Source organism: Marinobacterium arenosum, from assembly GCF_019795155.1.
GTDB classification, from domain to species: domain Bacteria; phylum Pseudomonadota; class Gammaproteobacteria; order Pseudomonadales; family Balneatricaceae; genus Marinobacterium_C; species Marinobacterium_C arenosum.
The window spans coordinates 1-15,926 of the sequence record NZ_JAILYN010000032.1; the positions used below are offsets into that span (position 1 = coordinate 1).

Sequence of the window (15,926 nt, forward strand, 5' to 3'; positions counted from 1 at the left end):
GGTGTGGCAGCGGGTTTTTGGATCCGGTCGCGGATGAATCCCCTCCTACAGTGATACCGAGCTTGGTAGCAGCCCACTCCGAGGGCGACGGGGTGTGGCAGCGGGGGTAGGGGCCGGTCGCGGATGAATCCCCTCCTACAGTGAAACCGAGCTTGGTAGCAGCCCGCTCTGAGGGCGACTGGGTGTGGCAGCGGGGGTAGGGGCCGGTCGCGGATGAATCCCCTCCTACAGTGAAACCGAGCCTGGTAGCAGCCCGCTCTGAGGGCGACTGGGTGTGGCAGCGGGGGTAGGGGCCGGTCGCGGATAAATCCCCTCCTACAGTGAAACCGAGCCTGGTAGCAGCCCGCTCTGAGGGCGACTGGGTGTGGCAGCGGGGGTAGGGGCCGGTCGCGGATAAATCCCCTCCTACAACGAAACCGAGCTTGGTAGCAGCCCGCTCCGAGGGCGAGGGGGTGTGGCAGCGGAGTTAGGGGCCGGTCGCGGATGAATCCCCTCCTACAGTGAAACCGAGCCTGGTAGCAGCCCGCTCTGAGGGCGACTGGGTGTGGCAGCGGGGGTAGGGGCCGGTCGCGGATAAACCCCCTCCTACAACGAAACCGAGCTTGGTAGCAGCCCGCTCTGCGGGCGACGGGGTGTGGAATAGGGGGTAGGATCCAGCCGTGGCTGGGCCTGTTCGGCCAGAAACGCTTCAACAACTTGGGTGCTGGAAAGGGGCGATGAAACGCATGACCAGAGCGCGTATTTCACTTAGCCTAATAAAATAAAAATAAAAATAAAAATAAAAATAAAAATAAAAATAATAAAAGAAAAGAAAAAAATGCGGGAGCAGGGCTCCCGCCAAGAAAGTCTGCCGGGTGGGGCAGAAGGCCAACCGTGACAACGGTATCAACGGTATTTGGCTGGCAGCCTGCCGGACCTGACTCTAATCTACTCGGCTCTGGCTTCCTGCTTCGCCCTAACTCCTGCATCCATGCAGTCGTGCGGAAAACGGATATTGTTCATCTTTTCCGAACGATCTCGTTAAATAGCTCGCTATTCGCCTCAATCGTTCGAAAAATCTGCCTCAATCCCGCTTTCCCTCGCGACGATTGGTCAAGCCCGACAGGCTGCTAGAGCATCCATTGACGGACGGAGCAAACAGGCGCCCAGGCCCTGGGACGCGGGCCGCTTGGACGTGCTTGGCAGCTGCCTGCCACGCAGGGGCGCGGCAGGTAGCTAAGGAATTAAAAATGCGGGAGCAGGGCTCCCGCCAAACTTGTCTTTTGGCACAGTGCAGACAAGAAGCACTCTACGGAGATGTACCCACAACAACAAAAGGTCTCTCAGCTGATCAGTGCCTTGGTTTCAAAGAATTCTTCGACGCCGTGGTCGCCCAGTTCTCGGCCGTTGCCGGACTGCTTGTAGCCGCCGAACGGCGCTTCGTTGTTCCAGAAGCCGTCGTTGATATACACCTGGCCGGCGCGGATCTGGCGTGCCAGCGCGCTGGCGTAGTCGGTGTTGGCTGCCCAGACGCGGGCGGACAGGCCGTACGGCGTGTCGTTGGCGATCTCGACCGCTTCGGCGACATCCCGGTAGGGGATCATGCACAGTACCGGGCCGAAGATCTCCTCGCGGGCGATGGTCATCTGGTTGTTCACGTCGGCAAAGATCGTCGGCCGTTGGTAGTAGCCTTTGTTCAGGCCGGCCGGGGGCTCCAGGCCGCCGGTGACCAGTCGGGCACCCTCTTCGACGCCGATGCCGATGTAGCGCCGCACGGTTTCCAGCTGTGCCTTGGAGACCATCGGACCGAGGAAGGTGTCTTCAGCCAGCGGATCGCCGACCTTCAGCGATTCGGCATACTCTTTGGCGATCGCCACCGCTTCCTCGTAGCGGCTCTGCGGCAGCAGCATCCGGGTCAGCGCGGTGCAGGTCTGGCCGGAGTTCAGCATCACGTCGTCGACGCCCAGCTTGACCGCGGTTTCCAGATCGGCGTCTTCGCAAATCAGGAACGGTGACTTGCCGCCCAACTCCTGGCAGACCCGTTTGATGGTCGGGGCCGCCATCTGGGCGATCCGTACCCCGGCGCGGGTGGAGCCGGTGAACGACACCATGTCCACTTCCGGGTGGGTGCACATCGGTTCGCCCACTTCCGGACCGTCGCCGTTGACCAGGTTGAATACCCCGGCAGGCAGGCCTGCGGCATCGACCGCTTCGGCCAGCAGGAAGGCGTGCAGCGGGGTGATCTCGCTCGGTTTGACCACCATGGTGCAGCCGGCCGCCAGTGCCGGCGCGATCTTGCCGATCATCTGGTGCAGCGGGTAGTTCCACGGGTTGATAAAGGCGCAGACACCGACCGGCTCGCGGATTACCTGGGCGTTGCCGACCTGGCGGCTTTCGTCCAGCAGGGCGCAACGAGCGGCGTGCTTGCGCAGGGCGTCGATCGGGTCTTCCACCTGCACTTCGCGGCTGAAGCCCAAAGGTGCGCCCATCTCGGCGGTGACGGTCTGTACCATCTGGTCGCAACGCTTTTCCAGTTCGTCGGCCAGGCGGCTGATATAGTCGGCCCGCTGTTCGCTGCTGGTGCGCGACCAGTCGGCGAAGGCGCGGCGGGCGGCGCGTACCGCGCGGTCGACATCGGTGGCGTCGGCCTTGGCGGTACGGGCGATGATCTGTTCGGTGGCCGGGTTGACCACCTCGATGGTGCCGGTGCTGTTGGCAGTGGTCCACTGGCCGTCGATATAAAGCTTGTCGTAAATCTTCATGGCAGATTTCCAGGTAATCCAGTTAAGCGGCCAGCAGGCCTTCGTTACGCAGTTCGGCGACGGTGGCTTCGATGCTTTCGCGCAGGGTGGCGACGATAAAGTCGACATCCTCACGGGTCATCGTCAGCGACGGCGACATCACATTCAGGTGCACGATGGCGCGGGTGATCAGGCCACGTGCATCGGCCTGGTTGGAGACCCGCTTGCCGATATCCAGCTCCTCTGGGAACAGCGCCTTGCTGTTCTTGTCCGCCACGTATTCCACGCACATCATGAACTTGCGGCCGCGCACCTGGCCGACGATCGGCAGGTCTTCCAGCGTCTTCAACTGCTGCTCGAAGTAGGGGCCAACCTCTTTTACGTTCTCGAGCAGCTGTTCGCGCTCCAGAATCTCGATATTCTTCAGTGCCGCGGCGCAGGCCACCGGATGACCGGAGTAGGTGAAGCCGTGCGCGAAGCAGCGGCCGCTGTCCGGCGCGTTCAGTACCGCGAAGATCTCGTCGGAGAAGATCGTCGCGCCCAACGGCTGGTAACCGGAGGTCAGCCCCTTGGCGCAGGTGATGATATCCGGCTGGATGCCGAACTCCTCTTCGGAGGCGAACCAGTGGCCCAGTCGTCCGAACGCGGTTACCACCTCGTCGGAGACATAGAGAATATCGTTCTCTTTGCAGACCTCGTACATCCGCTGCAGGTAGCCGTCCGGCGCCACGATCACCCCGCCGGCACCCATGATCGGTTCGGCGAAAAACGCGGCGACCTTGTCCGGCCCGCCCAGCTCGGCGATCTTGTCTTCAAATTCCTGCACCAGGCTGTCGACGAACTCGGCTTCGCTCATCCCCTCCGGGGCCCGGTAGTGGTTCGGGTAGCCCAGGTGGTGGATGGTATCGCTGATAAAATCGAACTCGGGCGGATGATCGCCCGGCTTGCCACCGATCGACATCGACGCGTAGGTGGTGCCGTGGTAGGCGTTCAGCCGTGAAATCACATGCTTCTTGTCATGCTTGCCGCGACAGTTCTGGTAGTAGTGGATCAGCCGGAACGCGGTGTCCACCGCGGTGGAACCGCCGCAGGTAAAGAACACATGGTTCAGCGAAGCCGGTGCCAGTTCAGCCAGCTTGGCGGCCAGTTCGGCGGCCGGTGCGTTGGTCAGATCGACGAACGGGCTGGCGTAGGAGAGCCGGTACGCCTGCTCGGCGATGGTTTCGGCCATCTCTTTACGGCCCAGGCCGATGTTGTTGCACCAGAGGCCGCCGACCGCATCGAAATAGCGTTTGCCGTTGGCATCGAAAATATAATTGCCACGCCCCTCGACGATCGGCAGTGCACCTTCTTCACGAAAGACGTCGAACACCTGCCAGGGGTGCAGGTGGTGGTCTCGATCCTTGCGCCAGATCTCCTGGGCGTCGTAAGTCGGCTTGCTGATGTTTTCGAAGAAACTCATCGGGGGGCTCCTGGCTTTTAATGTTGTTTTCTGAGCTTGGTTGCCAAGTCTAGGAGCCGGGCGTTGTTGCGGGTATACCCTGAATAGGTAGGCGGGCATTTGCCATTTGCGGCGTTCCGCAGTACACCGGTAAGTATCGATGGCCGGTCTGCGAGTGGCGGGGCCGGGCGAACGGGCGGGGGAGGAGATGCATAAGGTCCGCTGGCTGTTGATCGGCCTGATTCTGCTGGTATCGCTGAGCAACCTCTGGTTGTCGGCCAGTCCGCAGCTCGATTGGCGGACGCCGTTGCGGGTGGTGATCTACCCGATCAACGCCGATCGGCAGTGGGATACCGGCCAGTACATCGCCGCCCTCGACGATGAACATTTCGAGGATATCGAGCACTTCCTGGCCCGCCAGGGCGAGCGTTACCGGTTGCCGGTCACCCGTCCGGTGCGGGTGCGGCTGGCCGGTGAAGTGCAGGATCAGCCGCCGGAGCTGATGTTGGATGCCAACCGGCTGGAGGCGGCGCTGTGGGGGCTGCGGATGCGCGTCTGGGCCTGGCGCCACGACGACTGGCCGGAGGGCACGCCGGATATCCGCATCTTCATGCGATTCCACTCCCACCACAACGATCAACTGCCGCCGCACTCGATGGGGTTGCGCGACGGCCGGATCGGGCTGGTCAACGGCATCGCCAGTATCGATTACCAGCCACGCAACAACTTCATCGCCGCCCACGAACTGCTGCACACGCTCGGTGCCAGCGACAAGTACGACTTGAGTACCAATCTGCCGGCTTTCCCGCAGGGCTATGCCGAGCCGGCGCGCCAGCCAAGGCTGCCGCAGCAGCGGGCGGAGATCATGGCTGGCCGGATTCCGGTGACCGAGGGGATCGCGCTGATGCCGCGCAGCCTGGACGAGGCAGTGATCGGCCCGCAGACCGCCCGGGAGATCGCTTGGCAGTAGACTGACTCAAAGCTTTGTAGGGTGGGCACGTTTTTTGTGCCCACGCGAAGCTTGTTCACCGGATGTAGATGCTTTCCGCCATTCCTCGATGAACCATAAATAAGGCGGGGAGCAGATCGGGTTAGTCAGCTGCCGTTGGCTTGGCGTATAATTCGCGCCTTCCTGAAACAACCATTCATCCAAACCGACCATGACCGATACCGTTGCCCAGCCTGTGGCTAATGACGCCGAAGCCAAGAAACTGAAAACCCGCCTGAACAAGCTGCAGAAGCGGCTACGCCGCGAGGTGGGCCAGGCGATCGAGGCGTTCAATATGATCGAGGACGGCGACAAGGTGATGGTCTGCCTGTCCGGCGGCAAGGACTCCTATGCCATGCTGGACATCCTGATGAACCTGCAGAAGAGCGCGCCGATCCAGTTCGAGCTGGTGGCGGTCAACCTGGACCAGAAACAGCCGGGCTTCCCGGAGCACGTGCTGCCGGAATACCTGGCGTCGATCGGCGTGCCTTTCCATATCGTCGAGCGCGACACCTACTCGGTGGTCAAGGAAGTGGTGCCCGAGGGCAAGACCACCTGCGCACTCTGCTCGCGGCTGCGTCGCGGCACCCTGTACGGTTTCGCCGAAGAGATTGGCGCCAACAAGATCGCCCTGGGCCACCACCGCGACGATATCCTGGAAACCTTCTTCCTGAACATGTTCTACGGCGGCAAATTGAAGTCGATGCCGCCGAAGCTGGTCTCCGACGACGGCAAGAACATGGTGATCCGTCCGCTGGCCTACGCCCGCGAAAAGGATATCGCCGAATACGCCGAACTGAAGCAGTTCCCGATCATCCCGTGCAATCTGTGCGGTTCGCAGGAGAACCTGCAGCGCCAGATCATCAAGGAGATGCTGCAGAGCTGGGACAAACAGCATCCGGGCCGGATCGAGACCATGTTCCGCTCGCTGCAGCACGTGGTGCCGTCCCACCTGGCCGACACCCAGCTGTTCGACTTCAAGAACCTGCAACTGGGCTACGCCCACGGCATCGTCGACCCGGAACAGCCGGACGACAACAAGATGCCGCAGATGATCGATATTCTCGCGCTCTGATCTTTGGTGCTTCGCGGACTAGCGGGAAACATCTCCTTCCGGTGAACAATCCCGCGTGGGCACAAAAAACGTGCCCACCCTACAAGACTCTGATTGGGCGTTGAAAAAATCGCCGCGGGGCGCGCCTCCTACCGGTCGGCGCCAATGGCTAAGATTTGTGGGAGGCGCGCCCCGCGGCGATAACATGCTCATAAAATGGAGTTTCCCTAATGACAAGGACTGTCAGAGCGGGCTCGAAACGTTTGCGATATGGACGATATTCGGAGCCCAATCGAATCTATCTGATCACCGCCACCACAGAAAATCGTGCCCCTTGGTTTCGAGAATTCGACATGAATCCCATACGAGTCGGATTGGTGAACTCGGTACGAGAGTATGCGTTGTGGGATGCGATTTGGCTCTGATTGGGCGTTGAAAAAGTCGCCGCGGGGCGCGCCTCCTACCGGCCTGTGCCAATGGCTAAGATTTGTGGGAGGCGCGCCCCGCGGCGATAACATGCTCAAAAAATGGAGTTTTCCGAATGACAAGGACAGTCAGAGCGGGCTCACAGTGTTTGCGTAAAGGAAGATATTCCGAACCCAATAGAATCTATCTGGTCACCGCCACTACAAAGAATCGCGTCTCTTGGTTTCGAGATTTCTACCATGGCCGAATGTTGGTTGACTGCTTTCGGTGCACCGAATCCAACACAATAACCTTGGCATTCGTGGTAATGCCGGACCACTTCCACTGGCTGATGCAACTGGGCGACCACGCTTCCCTTTCCAAGGTCGTGCAGCAGGTTAAATCAGTTTCTGCGCACAGAATGAATAAACACCTCAAGCGGCATGGCCCGATCTGGCAAGATGGGTTCCATGACCGGGCATTGCGGCGAGAGGAGGATCTACAGGCTATCGCCCGCTATATCGTTATGAATCCCATACGAGCCGGATTGGTAAACTCGGTACGAGAGTATCCGTTGTGGGATGCGATTTGGCTCTGATTGGGCGTTGAAAAAGTCGCCGCGGGGCGCGCCTCCTACCGGCCTGTGCCTATGGCTAAGATTGGTGGGGGCGCGTCCTCGCGGCGACAACATGCTCAAAAAATGGCGTTTTTTCGCCTAGGTGCCTCCCTGATATGTCCATATATGACGGAAACTGGTCATTGTGGACATTCCGCCGCCGCTTCATACTGACCGGGTTTTGATAACGAATAACCGGAGTGCCGATGAAGCATATTGCCGCGCTGGGTTTCAGCGGCTGTCAGATGCTCGATCTGGTCGGCCCGCTGCAGGTGTTCGCCAGCGCCAATCAGCAGCTTGACCGGCCCGCCTACCGGGTCGGCATCATTGCCGAACGGCCAGGTCCGCTACGTACCAACAGCGGTATGAACCTGCTGGCCGACTGGACGCTGGACGATAACCCGCCGCTGGATACCCTGCTGGTGGCCGGCGGCAGTGGCATCAGGCAGCAACTTCACAACCCAATATTAATCGACTGGCTTCGAGGCCAGGCCAGCCAGGTGCGCCGGCTGGGATCGGTCTGTACCGGCGCCTTCCTGCTGGCGGAAGCCGGCCTGCTGGACGGCAAACGGGTGGTTACCCATTGGGGTAGCTGCCAGCGGCTGGCCTCTGACTATCCGCGGCTGGAGGTGGAGATGGATGCGCTTTATATTCGACAGCAGAACCTCTACACCTCGGCCGGCGTCACCGCCGGTATCGATCTGGCGCTGGCGCTGCTGGAGGAGGACCGGGGCCCGGCGCTGGCGGCTGCAGTTGCCCGTGAGCTGGTGGTGTTTCGTCACCGGCCCGGCGGTCAGGCCCAGTTCAGTGCTCGCGAGGAACTGCCCGGTTGCGTACCGGGACCGTTGCAGCGGGTGATCGAGCATATTCACCAGTCCCTGGAGCAACCGCTGGCGCTGGCAGATCTGGCCGAGATCGCGTCGGTCAGCGCACGTCACCTGGCACGGCTGTTCAAGCAGCAGTTGGGCCGCACCCCGGTCGAGTATATCGAGCAGCTGCGTGTCGAACGGGCCCGCGAACTGCTGGCAGAGCACCGGCTGGGACTGGAGGTGATCGCCGAGCAGTGCGGCCTGGCATCGGCCGACAGCCTGCGGCGGCTGTTTCTGCGCCGCCTGGGAGTGACCCCGTCGGACTACCGTAAACGTTTTGCCAAGGAAGTATTTTGATGAACAGGAACGTAATTCTACTATCGCTTTGCCAGGCATTGCTGGTCACCGGCAACATCCTGCTGGTGGCGGTCAACGCGCTGATTGGCCGGGAGCTGGCGCCATCGGCGGCGCTGATCACCCTGCCGGTGGCTTTTCAGTTTGTCGGCCTGATGGCGGCGACCATTCCCGCCTCGCTGATCATGGGCAGGATTGGCCGCCGCAACGGCTTCTACCTGGGCAACAGCATCGGTATCGCCGGTGCCCTGGTCTGCCTGCTGGCGTTGCAGCAAGCCAGTTTCTGGCTGTTCAGTGTCGGCACGCTACTGCTCGGTGTCGGTATCGGCTTCGGCACCCTGTACCGCTTTGCGGCGGTGGATGCCTGCGAGCCGGAACAGCACAGCCGGGCGATCTCGCTGGTGATGGCCGGCGGCGTATTGGCGGCGGTGCTGGGGCCGAATCTGGCGGTCTACAGCCGGCAGTGGTTCGACACCCAGCCGTTCATCGGCGCCTTCGCCGGGCTGCTGGGGCTCTACGTGCTGGCGTTGGTGCTGCTGAGCCGGATTCACTTCAATCCCGCCCCGGCCGATGCGTTGGCCGGCAGTCAGCGGCCGATGCGGGAGATTCTGGCGCAGCCGGCCTTTATCAGTGCGGTGGTGGCCGGCATGGTCAGCTACGCGGTGATGGTGCTGTTGATGACCGCCACGCCGCTGGCGATGGCCCGCTGCGGCTACAGTTTCGGCAGTGCCGCCCAGGTGATCGAGTGGCACGTGCTGGGGATGTTCGTGCCGTCGTTCTTTACCGGCAGGCTGCTGGGCCGCTTCGGTGTGCGACCGATGATGCAGCTGGGCGCGTTGCTGATGCTGCTCTGCACGGCGATCAACCTGCACGGCACTAGCGAATGGCACTTTATGCTGGCGCTGCTGCTGCTTGGCGTGGGCTGGAACTTCATGTTTATCGGTGCCACCCAACTGGTGACCCGCTGCTACCGGCCGGCCGAGAAAGCCAAGAGCCAGGCGGCCAACGAGTTCCTGGTGTTCAGCATGACCACCCTGGCCGCGTTGAGCACCGGCTGGCTGGAGTCCAGTGTCGGCTGGGCAACGATGAACGTGCTGATGGTACCGGTACTGCTGTGGGCGATGGCGGTGATCTGGTGGTTCCGCGCCGAGCCCCAGGCGGATGCTGCCGCAGCTTAACGTTTTTCTTTTTCTTAATAAGTCAGGACGAACTTTACCGGCTAGTTTCGTAGGTGGGCGCTGAGCGTAGCGAAGCCCAACCTACCGGTTCTACTACTTGATACCAAAAGAGCAAACTGATGAAAGTAATCAACGGCAAGGCCTTTACCGCCGAACGGGCCTGGGGTGCCCTCGATATCGCCAATATGGACGGCATCACCACCCGGCTGCACTGGACCGACCAGCCCTACCAATGGCATATCAACGATGGCGAAGAGGTATTTGTAGTGCTGGATGGCCGGGTTGAGATGCGCTACCGGCAGGCGGGCATCGAAACGTCGGTGATGCTTGAGAGCGGCGATATCTTCTTCGCCTCGACCGGCACCGAGCATGTCGCCCACCCGCAGGGCGAGGCCCGGGTGTTGGTGGTGGAGAAAGAGGGGAGTGTATAGCGGGCAGATCTGCCCGCCTTGAGTTCATGATCGTGGTAGGTAAACTGGCCGTCTTCGAGCGGTCCTTACAAGGGGGCGGATCTTGCTGCATCGATGGGTAATGCCGGTCGCGGCTGAAGTCCCTCCTACAACGTAGAGCCCTGTAGCAGCGGGCTCTGACCGCGACAGGGTTGGCCTAGTTCGAGGATGTCGCCCTCGGTACCCAAGGGGCATACCAAGCGGGCTGCTACGAAGCACAAAATCTCGCGATCTTGGTTTTACCGCAACAATTATCGATGACCTCAAGCTGTTAACTCCGACCTGTATACTGTTAACTTCCTCATGAAAATCATCCTCAGCCGCAAAGGCTTCGACTCCAGCGCCGGCGGCATCCCCAGTCCGGTCCTGCCGGATGGCCGCTTACTGCCGCTGCCGATTCCGCAGGCGGACGGGCCGGTGCGCTTTTCCGAGTTGCGTCATGCGGGCCAGACCCTGTCCAGCCTGATCAAGCAGCTGGGCGGCAAGCAGTGGCGCGGCGGCTGCCACCTGGACCCGGACCTCGTTCCGACACTGCTGGAGCGTCCCGCCGGTTGGCTGCCGAGCTTCGGCCAGAGCGGTGCGGCCCAGCGCCATCTGGAGCAGGAGCGGGTCGCGCAGGGCGATCTGTTCCTGTTCTTCGGCTGGTTCCGCCAGGCGGAGTGCTACCGTGGCAGATGGCGCTTCGTCAGCGGCGCGCCGGACCTGCACCTGCTGTACGGCTGGTTGCAGGTCGGCGAGATCTGTTCGGTGGACAGCAATCTGGCGCAGCGCTACCCGGCGTTGGTCCGGCATCCGCATCTGAACAAGCGCTACCCGTTTAACACCCTCTATCTGCCAACCGAGCGATTGAGTCTGTTCGGCCGTCCAACCGAACTGCCCGGTGCCGGCCAGTTCGAGCGATTACGCGAGTCACATCGGCTGACCTGGCCGGGCGAGAACCGCTCCACCTGGCGGCTGCCGGACTGCTTCGCGCCGCAGAACTGCCACCGGGTACTGAGCTACCACCGCCAGCCCTGGCGTTGGCAGGCCCGTGATGATGGCTTGCAGTTGCAGGCGGCCTATCGCGGCCAGGAGTTCGTGGTCGAAAGCGATGACCTGAGCGGTGTGCAGGCCTGGCTGGCTACGCTGGGGTTAGCCGACGGAGTGTCCTGAGCGCCGGCCTCAGTCGCGGTCGGCCAGCATGATCGAGGCGATGCCGCCGCCGATCACCAGCAGGATGCCGAGCAGGGTCAGCAGGTTGGGTATCTGGTCCCAGAACAGCCAGCCCCAGAAACCGGTGAAGGCCACTCCGCTGTAACTCAATGGTGAGATCACCGAGGCGCGGGCGAAGCGGTAGGCCTGGGTGTAGAGCCACATCACCAGCCAGATCGACAGCCCAATCGCCAGCATCGGTAACCAGGCGGCAGTCGGTATCGGCTGCCACTGGCTCAACGCCGGCGGCAACGCTGCCAGAGTGGAGATCAGGAAATAGTAGAACAGGATCCGGTTGGTCGGCTCGCTGCGGGTCAGTACCCGGGTGGTGACGATCGAGCCGGCCAGCGAGATCGCCGAGCCGAAACCGACCAGGTGCCAGAAACTCAGTTTACCCTCGTCCGGCTGCAGGATCAGCGCGATGCCGGCGAAGCCGGCCAGCAGTGGCAGCCAGCGCAGCCAGGAGAGCCGGATGCCGAGCCAGCAGAGCAGCCAGAGCGGCACGCACAGCGGCGCGGCGTTACGTAGCAGGGCGGCATCGACCAGCGGGATATGCTCGATCGCCAGGTAGTAGGTGTAGAAGCAGGCCCAGCCGGACAGGCCGCGCACCAGATGCAGCCAGGGCCGCTCGGTGCGGATCGCCGTGAGCCCCTTGCGAAACAGCCAGGGTAGCATCACCGCCAGGCTGATGGCGTACTGGACGACGACGATGATCTCGATGCTGACCATCGCCGAGGTGTACTTGATCAGGGCCGCGGTGACGCTCATCGCCAGCGCGGTGGCCAGCGCCAGGGTCACGCCCAGTGCCAGGTTCTGCTGTTGCTCCAACTTTGTCTCGGTCCTTTCCTGTCCTTGTATTACAATGGCTTAGGAACTTGCTCACAGGTTCCTTTGCCGGTGGGTAAGCGGTGGTGGGCCCGCCGGCGCGGCGATTATATCCGTTCGGCTTGGCCACTGCCGGGAAAAAATGATGGACGCCTTAACCCCGTTTCTGGTTTCGAACTGGCTCAACTTGCTGGCGCTGGTCTGGTTCCTGTTCTGTTTCAAGGGCTATATGAACTACGCCCGCAAGCAGAGCTACAGCCATACCTGCCTGGCCAGTGTGCTGCACCTCTACCGGACCGAGTGGATGCGGCGCATGCTGGATCGCGAGATGCGGATCGCCGATGCCACGGTGATTGCCAACCTGGAGCGCAGCGTGTCGTTCTTCGCCTCCACCACCATGCTGATCCTGGCCGGCCTGATGACCGTGCTGGGCTCCACCGAGCAAGCAATCAATATCATCGACGATATCCCGTTCGCCTATCCGGCGACACGCCAGGAGTGGGAGTTGAAGATCCTGCTGCTGATCGCGTTGTTCGTCTACGCCTTCTTCAAGTTCACCTGGAGTCTGCGCCAGTACGGCTTCGTATCGGTGATGGTCGGCGGCGCGCCGACCCCGGCCGAGCAGCCCTCCGAGCAGGAGCTGCAGGCCCACGCCGCCCGGATCGCCAAGATGACCTCGATGGCGGCCAATAACTTCAATATCGGCCTGCGTACCTACTATTTCGCGATGGCGGTGCTGGGCTGGTTTATCAACCCCTGGATCTTCATGGCACTGTCGTTCGGCGTGGTGTTCGTGCTGTACCGCCGTGAGTTCAAGTCTTCGACCCTGAAGACGCTGATGATGAGTGATGGCCAATGACCTTGAGCAACGAACAACTGCAGGGCCGCTGCGAGCGTTTCCTGAGCGCCCAGCCACATATGCGGCTGCTCGGCCTGCGGGTGGTCGCCGCCCAGCCCTACCGGGTGACCATCGAGCTGCCGGTGCAGGAGCGGCTGTACAGCTGCGAGGTAAACACCTACCTGCACGGCGGGGTGCTGACCACCATGGTGGACCACGCCAGCAGCGCCGCCACTCTGTGCGCGCTGGAGGCGTTCGAGCTCTGCCCGACGCTGGACCTGCGTATCGACCATATGGCGCGACCGCGCCAGGACCAGCCGCTGCGGGTCGACGCCGAGTGCTACCGGGTCACCAACAGCGTGCTGTTCACCCGCGCCACGCTCTACCAGCAGGATCGTACCGACCGACCGGTGGCTTACGCCATCGCCACCTTCATGCGGCCCGGCGCCGGCCATACCGATCCGGATTTCAAGGCGCTGATCGAAGGAGAGGCACCATGACCGAACCCTTGAACGATGTTTTGCGCCAGGCGCACGAGCAGGGCGAGTACCAGCCGCTGATCGACCTGATCCCCTATGCCCGCATCATCGGCGTGCGCTGCGAGCGGCTCGGTGACGAGATGATCTTCCGGCTGCCGTTCAACGGCGACAATATCGGCAACCCGACCATCCCGGCGCTGCATGGCGGGGTGATCGCCTCCTTTCTGGAGCTGACCGCGGTGTTTCAGCTGATGCTGCAGCAACAGGCGCCAACGCTGCCGAAGATCATCGATTTCTCGGTCGACTATATGCGCGCCGGCTTGGCCAAGGACACCTACGCAATGTGCGAAGTGGCTCGCCAGGGCCGCCGGGTGGCGAACTGCTCGGTGACCGCCTGGCAGGGCCGCAAACGTGAACCGATCGCCACCGCCCGGGCCCACTTCCTGCTCGGCAACGGTTGATTCGAAAAGGAATTTTGCTTGCGCTCTTGAAATCCCGCTGACGGTCCCCATCTCTGTGAACAGCTAACCCAAACATAGAAGCCCAGCGGATCTGGCCCGATCACCACGATCGGCCAGCTCCGAAGCTTCCAGTAACACAGACAGAGTTAGGGACTGATCACCTATGACGACCGAAACCCGTAAAGAAACCCACGGCTTTCAGACCGAAGTCAAACAACTGCTGCAGCTGATGATCCACTCCTTGTACTCCAACAAGGAGATCTTCCTGCGTGAACTGATCTCGAACGCCTCCGACGCGGCCGAAAAACTGCGCTTCGCTGCGCTGTCCGATGGCAGCCTTTACGAGAATGACGGCGACCTGCGGATCCGCGTCAGTTTCGATAAGGACGCCAAGACTCTGACCGTCGAAGATAACGGTATCGGTATGACCCGCGATGATGTGGTCGAACACCTCGGCACCATCGCCAAGTCCGGCACCGCCCAGTTCCTGGCCAGCCTGACCGGCGACCAGACCAAGGACAGCCAGCTGATCGGTCAGTTCGGCGTCGGCTTCTACTCATCGTTCATCGTCGCCGACAAGGTCGAAGTGTTTACCCGCAAGGCGGGCGTCGATGCCGCTGACGGGGTGCACTGGGTATCCGAGGGTGAGGGCGAGTTCGAAGTTGCCACCATCGATAAAGCTGAGCGCGGTACCCGTATCGTGCTGCACCTGAAAGAGGGTGAAGAGCAGTTCGCCGACGGCTGGAAACTGCGCCAGCTGGTCCGCCAGTACTCCGACCACATCTCCATCCCGGTGGTGATGCAGAAAGAGGAGCTGGGTGGCGATGACGAGGAGACCAAGGAGGCTGCCGACAAGGCGCCGGAAGAGGAAACCGTCAACAGCGCTACCGCCCTGTGGACTCGCAACAAGGGCGAGATCAAGGACGAGGAGTATCAGGAGTTCTACAAGCATATCTCCCACGACTTCTCCGATGCGCTGAGCTGGGCCCACAACCGGGTTGAAGGCAACCTGGAGTACACCAGCCTGCTGTACCTGCCGGAGCGGGCGCCGTTCGACCTCTGGAACCGCGAAGCGCCGAAGGGGCTGAAGCTGTACATCCAGCGGGTGTTCATCATGGACCAGGCGGACCAGTTCCTGCCGATCTATCTGCGTTTCATCAAGGGGGTGGTGGACTCCAACAACCTGTCGCTGAACGTTTCCCGCGAGATCCTGCAGCAGGATGCCAACGTCGACAAGTTGCGCAGCGCGCTGACCAAGCGGGTGCTGGACATGCTGGCCAAGCTGGCCAAGAACGACGCTGAAAAGTACCAGACCTTCTGGAAGGAGTTCGGTCAGGTGCTGAAGGAAGGTCCGGCGGAAGACCACGCCAACCGTGACAAGGTGATGAAGCTGCTGCGCTTCGCGTCCACCCACACCGACAGCGCCGAGCAGACGGTCTCGCTGGAAGACTACATCTCCCGCATGAAGGAAGGCCAGGACAAGATCTACTACGTGGTGGCCGATTCCCACAACACCGCCAAGAGCAGCCCGCACCTGGAGATCTTCCGTAAGAAAGGGATTGAGGTACTGCTGCTGTCCGACCGGATCGACGAGTGGATGATGAGCCAGCTGTTCGACTTCGACGGCAAGTCGTTCCAGGATGTCGTCAAGGGCGAGCTGAACCTGGGCGAGACCGAGTCCGAGGAGGAGAAGAAGGAGCAGGAAGCGGCCGCCAAGGAGCTGGAAGGGCTGGTCGAGCGTCTTAACGGCGCGCTGAAGGAGAAGGTCTCCGAGGTGCGGGTGACCCACCGTCTGACCGACTCGCCGGCTTGCCTGGTGATCGGTGCCTACGACATGGGCGCCCAGATGCGCAAGATCATGGAGGCGGCCGGTCAGGCGGTACCGGACAGCAAGCCGATCTTCGAGATCAACCCGCAGCATCCGCTGATCAGCAAGCTGGATCAGGAAGCCGATGAAGACCGCTTCGCCGACCTGGCGCTGGTGATCTTCGAACAGGCCGGCCTGGCCGCCGGTGACCAGCTGGACGACCCGGCGGCTTACGTGTCCCGACTCAACAAGCTGTTGCTGGAACTGAGCCAGTAAGCCGGCCATTAAACCACGCTTCGAAAAGGGTCGCA

The 15,926-nt window shown here is 61.7% G+C and carries 14 protein-coding genes; 11 read left to right on the forward strand and 3 right to left on the reverse strand.

Translation table 11 applies throughout. The features are described 5' to 3' along the window. Positions 1-1,322: 1,322 nt before the first annotated feature. Both K6T12_RS14280 and K6T12_RS14285 read right to left on the reverse strand, forming a co-directional pair. Positions 1,323-2,741 carry an aldehyde dehydrogenase family protein gene (locus K6T12_RS14280; RefSeq protein WP_222223551.1) on the reverse strand — a complete coding sequence of 473 codons (1,419 nt, stop codon included), beginning with the start codon at positions 2,739-2,741 and terminating at the stop codon, positions 1,323-1,325. Between the two features lie 22 nt (positions 2,742-2,763). Further along, positions 2,764-4,182 (reverse strand): aminotransferase, encoded by a 1,419-nt coding sequence (locus K6T12_RS14285; protein ID WP_222223552.1) that lies wholly within the window; start codon positions 4,180-4,182, stop codon positions 2,764-2,766. Between the two features lie 139 nt (positions 4,183-4,321). Between K6T12_RS14285 and K6T12_RS14290 the strand changes: the two genes are divergently transcribed. The 7 genes from K6T12_RS14290 (at position 4,322) to K6T12_RS14320 (ending at position 11,166) form a co-directional block, all read left to right on the forward strand. Beyond that, a complete protein-coding gene (locus tag K6T12_RS14290) occupies positions 4,322-5,131 on the forward strand; it encodes a hypothetical protein (protein WP_255611740.1) in 810 nt (269 codons plus the stop codon). 190 nt (positions 5,132-5,321) lie between these two features. After that, positions 5,322-6,224: a tRNA 2-thiocytidine(32) synthetase TtcA gene (gene ttcA, locus K6T12_RS14295; RefSeq protein ID WP_222223553.1), complete on the forward strand. Its 903-nt coding sequence runs from the start codon at positions 5,322-5,324 to the stop codon at positions 6,222-6,224. A 520-nt stretch (positions 6,225-6,744) separates the two neighbouring features. Next, a complete protein-coding gene (locus tag K6T12_RS14300) occupies positions 6,745-7,206 on the forward strand; it encodes an REP-associated tyrosine transposase (RefSeq protein WP_222223554.1) in 462 nt (153 codons plus the stop codon). A gap of 224 nt (positions 7,207-7,430) precedes the next feature. Beyond that, positions 7,431-8,390, forward strand: a complete 960-nt coding sequence (locus tag K6T12_RS14305) for a GlxA family transcriptional regulator (protein WP_222223555.1) — start codon at positions 7,431-7,433, stop codon at positions 8,388-8,390. Continuing rightward, positions 8,390-9,565: an MFS transporter gene (locus K6T12_RS14310; RefSeq protein WP_222223556.1), complete on the forward strand. Its 1,176-nt coding sequence runs from the start codon at positions 8,390-8,392 to the stop codon at positions 9,563-9,565. Before K6T12_RS14305 ends, K6T12_RS14310 begins: the two co-directional genes overlap by 1 nt. Before the next feature lie 119 nt (positions 9,566-9,684). Further along, the gene (locus K6T12_RS14315) at positions 9,685-9,996 is read left to right on the forward strand and encodes a cupin domain-containing protein (protein WP_222223557.1); all 312 of its coding nucleotides are present in this window, start codon (positions 9,685-9,687) and stop codon (positions 9,994-9,996) included. 321 nt (positions 9,997-10,317) lie between these two features. Beyond that, positions 10,318-11,166 carry an Nmad3 family putative nucleotide modification protein gene (locus K6T12_RS14320; protein ID WP_222223558.1) on the forward strand — a complete coding sequence of 283 codons (849 nt, stop codon included), beginning with the start codon at positions 10,318-10,320 and terminating at the stop codon, positions 11,164-11,166. 9 nt (positions 11,167-11,175) lie between these two features. Here the strand turns inward: K6T12_RS14320 and K6T12_RS14325 are convergent, their stop codons facing one another. Next, the gene (locus K6T12_RS14325; RefSeq protein ID WP_255611742.1) at positions 11,176-12,033 is read right to left on the reverse strand and encodes a DMT family transporter; all 858 of its coding nucleotides are present in this window, start codon (positions 12,031-12,033) and stop codon (positions 11,176-11,178) included. Positions 12,034-12,175: 142 nt separating this feature from the next. On the opposite strand from K6T12_RS14325, the gene K6T12_RS14330 reads away from it, so the two are divergent. The 4 genes from K6T12_RS14330 to htpG all read left to right on the forward strand — a co-directional run bounded on the left by K6T12_RS14330 (position 12,176) and on the right by htpG (position 15,891). Continuing rightward, positions 12,176-12,889 (forward strand): DUF599 domain-containing protein, encoded by a 714-nt coding sequence (locus K6T12_RS14330; protein ID WP_222223559.1) that lies wholly within the window; start codon positions 12,176-12,178, stop codon positions 12,887-12,889. Continuing rightward, on the forward strand, positions 12,886-13,368 hold the full coding sequence (locus K6T12_RS14335) for a PaaI family thioesterase (protein WP_222223560.1): 483 nt from the start codon (positions 12,886-12,888) through the stop codon (positions 13,366-13,368). The genes K6T12_RS14330 and K6T12_RS14335 overlap by 4 nt, the downstream gene beginning before the upstream one ends. Further along, entirely contained in the window at positions 13,365-13,808 is a 444-nt protein-coding gene (locus K6T12_RS14340) for a PaaI family thioesterase (RefSeq protein WP_222223561.1), read from the forward strand. Before K6T12_RS14335 ends, K6T12_RS14340 begins: the two co-directional genes overlap by 4 nt. A gap of 163 nt (positions 13,809-13,971) precedes the next feature. After that, on the forward strand, positions 13,972-15,891 hold the full coding sequence (htpG, locus tag K6T12_RS14345) for a molecular chaperone HtpG (RefSeq protein WP_222223562.1): 1,920 nt from the start codon (positions 13,972-13,974) through the stop codon (positions 15,889-15,891). Positions 15,892-15,926 lie beyond the last annotated feature (35 nt).

Coding starts and splice junctions, on each gene's coding strand:
- K6T12_RS14280 (WP_222223551.1), bottom strand. CDS start 2,741: ATGAAGATTTACGACAAGCTTTATATCGACGGCCAGTGGACCACTGCC.
- K6T12_RS14285 (WP_222223552.1), bottom strand. CDS start 4,182: ATGAGTTTCTTCGAAAACATCAGCAAGCCGACTTACGACGCCCAGGAG.
- K6T12_RS14290 (WP_255611740.1), top strand. CDS start 4,322: ATGGCCGGTCTGCGAGTGGCGGGGCCGGGCGAACGGGCGGGGGAGGAG.
- ttcA (WP_222223553.1), top strand. CDS start 5,322: ATGACCGATACCGTTGCCCAGCCTGTGGCTAATGACGCCGAAGCCAAG.
- K6T12_RS14300 (WP_222223554.1), top strand. CDS start 6,745: ATGACAAGGACAGTCAGAGCGGGCTCACAGTGTTTGCGTAAAGGAAGA.
- K6T12_RS14305 (WP_222223555.1), top strand. CDS start 7,431: ATGAAGCATATTGCCGCGCTGGGTTTCAGCGGCTGTCAGATGCTCGAT.
- K6T12_RS14310 (WP_222223556.1), top strand. CDS start 8,390: ATGAACAGGAACGTAATTCTACTATCGCTTTGCCAGGCATTGCTGGTC.
- K6T12_RS14315 (WP_222223557.1), top strand. CDS start 9,685: ATGAAAGTAATCAACGGCAAGGCCTTTACCGCCGAACGGGCCTGGGGT.
- K6T12_RS14320 (WP_222223558.1), top strand. CDS start 10,318: ATGAAAATCATCCTCAGCCGCAAAGGCTTCGACTCCAGCGCCGGCGGC.
- K6T12_RS14330 (WP_222223559.1), top strand. CDS start 12,176: ATGGACGCCTTAACCCCGTTTCTGGTTTCGAACTGGCTCAACTTGCTG.
- K6T12_RS14335 (WP_222223560.1), top strand. CDS start 12,886: ATGACCTTGAGCAACGAACAACTGCAGGGCCGCTGCGAGCGTTTCCTG.
- K6T12_RS14340 (WP_222223561.1), top strand. CDS start 13,365: ATGACCGAACCCTTGAACGATGTTTTGCGCCAGGCGCACGAGCAGGGC.
- htpG (WP_222223562.1), top strand. CDS start 13,972: ATGACGACCGAAACCCGTAAAGAAACCCACGGCTTTCAGACCGAAGTC.